This is a genomic window from Candidatus Caldatribacterium sp., from assembly GCA_014359405.1.
Classification (GTDB): domain Bacteria; phylum Atribacterota; class Atribacteria; order Atribacterales; family Caldatribacteriaceae; genus Caldatribacterium; species Caldatribacterium oleiphilum.
This window is the reverse complement of record JACIZN010000168.1, coordinates 1-2,797: the sequence shown is the minus strand read 5'-3', so window position 1 is coordinate 2,797 and position 2,797 is coordinate 1. Positions and strand designations below refer to the sequence as shown.

The window sequence follows — 2,797 nt, the reverse complement described above, 5'->3', positions numbered from 1 at the left end:
CGACCAAGAGCAACTCCTCCTGGCCGAGGAAGGTCCTTTTCTATCCTTTCCAAACGGCATTTCGCAAGCTGCTCGATGTACCGCCTTCCGGAGAGAAGCAAGGTCACAAGGTCATCGCTGCCACAGCTCAACCATACTCTGCCTTCCACAGAGGGGGAAACTCCAAGCTCTGCTCGAAGGTAACGAATTTCCCGAATGACTTCCTGGAGAAAGGCAATGTCGCGTTCCGCATCATCGTCGACAAAGCGCTGGTCCTCAGCGGGCCAGGGGGCAACCATGATGCTTTCTGTCTCCCGGTATGGCTCGGGAAGGTACTGCCAGATTTCCTCGGTCACAAAAGGAATAACAGGATGCAAAAGACGGAGAAGGCCACTGAGAACGTAAAGGAGAACGTTTTGGGTCTTCTTTCGGGCTCTCTCGTTTCCCCCGTAGAGGTCTCCCTTGCTCCACTCTATGTACCAGTCGCAGTACTCGCTCCAGACAAAATCGTAGAGGAGCTGAACGAACTCCCCGAACTCCAAAGCCTCCAGTCGCTCGGTTGATGCCCTGAGAATCTTCTGGAAGCGAGAAAGAATCCAGCGGTCTTTGAGATCGAGCTCAGCTTCCTGGAGAGGAAGGTACGAGAACCCATCAAGGTTCATGAGGACAAAACGAGAGGCATTCCAGAGCTTATTGACAAAGGTCCGCGCCGCTTCAATCCGCTTCAGGGAAAGATGAATATCCCGACCCTGCACGGTGAGCCAAGCAAGGGCAAAGCGCAAGGCGTCACTTCCGTACTGCTCTACAACCTCGATGGGGTCGATGGCATTCCCTAAGGACTTGCTCATCTTTCGCCCCTCTGCATCCCGCACAAGGGGCGTAATATAGACCTTTCGGAAAGGAACCTCACCCATGAACTTAAGACCCATCATGATCATGCGGGCGACCCAGAAAAAGATGATGTCAAAACCAGTGACAAGGAGCGATGTGGGGTAGAAGCGGGCAAGGTCCTCTGTTACCTCAGGCCACCCCAAGGTCGAAAAAGGCCAGAGTGCCGAACTAAACCAGGTATCAAGAACATCCTCATCCTGCGTAACCTTCCCACCACACCTTGGGCACGCCACAGGGTCCTCTCGATGGGCAAAGACGTATCCACAGCTCTCACAGGAGAAAACCGGAATCCGGTGCCCCCACCAGATTTGCCGGGAAATGCACCAATCCTTGATGTTCTCCATCCACTCAAAGTACACCCGAGCCCATCGCTCAGGAACAAAGGTAACCTTACCCTCCGCAACGGCCTGAATCGCCGGCTGCGCAAGCTCTCTCATGCGGACGAACCACTGTCGAGAAACAAGGGGTTCTATCACCGTACCGCACCGATAGCAATGCCCAACGGCATGGACGTGGTCCACAACCTTCTCAAGCAATCCTTCCTGCTTGAGGGCTTCCAGAACCTTCTCTCGCGCTTCCTCCCGAGAGAGCCCTGCAAAGGGTCCGGCTGCATCGGTCATAAAGCCACGACTGTCGATAACCTGAACAACCGGAAGGTTGTGCCGCCGCCCAATTTCAAAGTCGTGTGGGTCATGTCCCGGGGTCACTTTGAGAACCCCGGTGCCAAATTCCCGATCCACGTACGAATCAGCAATAACCGGGATTTCCCGGAGAAGGAGAGGGAGGTAAACCTTTCTCCCAAGAACACCCCGGTACCGTGGATCTTCTGGGTGCACCGCCAAAGCCACATCTCCAAGCATTGTTTCTGGGCGGGTTGTGGCAACCACAAGGAACCCATCGCCTTCGGAAAAGGGGTAACGGATGAAGTAGAGCTTGCCCGGAACTTCTCGGTACTCGACCTCAATGTCTGCAAGGGCCGTCTCGCAACGGGGGCACCAGTTCACGATGTACTCGCCCTGGTAAATGAGGCCCTCCTCAAAGAGGCGGACGAAGACCTCACGAACCGCCCGGGAAAGACCTGCATCCATGGTGAACCGTTCCCGGGTCCAGTCGCAAGAAGCCCCCAGGCGTTTGAGCTGATCCACAATCCGTTTGTGGTACTTCTCTTTCCATTCCCAAACCCGCTCCAGGAATTTCTCCCGCCCCAAATCATGGCGAGTCAACCCTTCCTGAGCAAGTTGCCTCTCAACAACGTTTTGAGTTGCAATACCTGCATGATCCGTCCCAGGAACCCACAACGCTGCGTACCCTTGCATCCGCTTGAACCGGATGACGATGTCCTGGAGGGTCAGATTGAGCGCATGACCCATGTGGAGATGACCCGTCACGTTCGGAGGGGGAATAACGATGGAGAAAGGAGGTTTCTCCGGATCGGAAGAGGGAATAAAGTAGCCGTTAGCCTCCCAGAACTCGTACCACTTTGCTTCAGCTGCCTGGGCATCGAAGACCGGTGAGAGAGTTGCTCGCTTCTCCATGGCTCCTCACGCCAGCTTCTCCTCGCGTGCTTCCTTCAGGAAGAGGAAGTTCTCCCCTCGAACAAAAGCTTCATTAATAACCACTTTCTTAATATCCTTCCGAGAGGGAATTTCAAACATAAGGTCCGTCATGAGCCGTTCCATAATAGCTCGAAGTCCCCGAGCCCCGGTACCCTTGGCAAGAGCCTCGCGTGCTATGAGCCGCAGCGCTCCTTCGGTGAAAATGAGCTCCACACCCTCCATCTCGAAGAGCTTCTGGTACTGCCGCACGAGGCTATTTCTGGGTTCGGTGAGGATGCGCACGAGGTCATCTTCAGTCAGAGGATCAAGGGCACAGATAATCGGGACTCTGCCGATGAATTCAGGAATCATGCCGAACTTCAAAAGGTCTT

At 54.6% G+C, this 2,797-nt stretch carries 2 protein-coding genes; both read right to left on the bottom strand.

The genetic code is table 11. From position 1 onward, the window contains the following. Positions 1-2,405, bottom strand: a 2,405-nt coding sequence (locus H5U36_09890; GenBank protein ID MBC7218416.1) for a valine--tRNA ligase, incomplete at its 3' end; no start/stop codon positions are given. A gap of 6 nt (positions 2,406-2,411) precedes the next feature. Next, positions 2,412-2,797, bottom strand: a 386-nt coding sequence (locus tag H5U36_09885) for an ATP-dependent Clp protease ATP-binding subunit ClpX (protein ID MBC7218415.1), incomplete at its 5' end; no start/stop codon positions are given.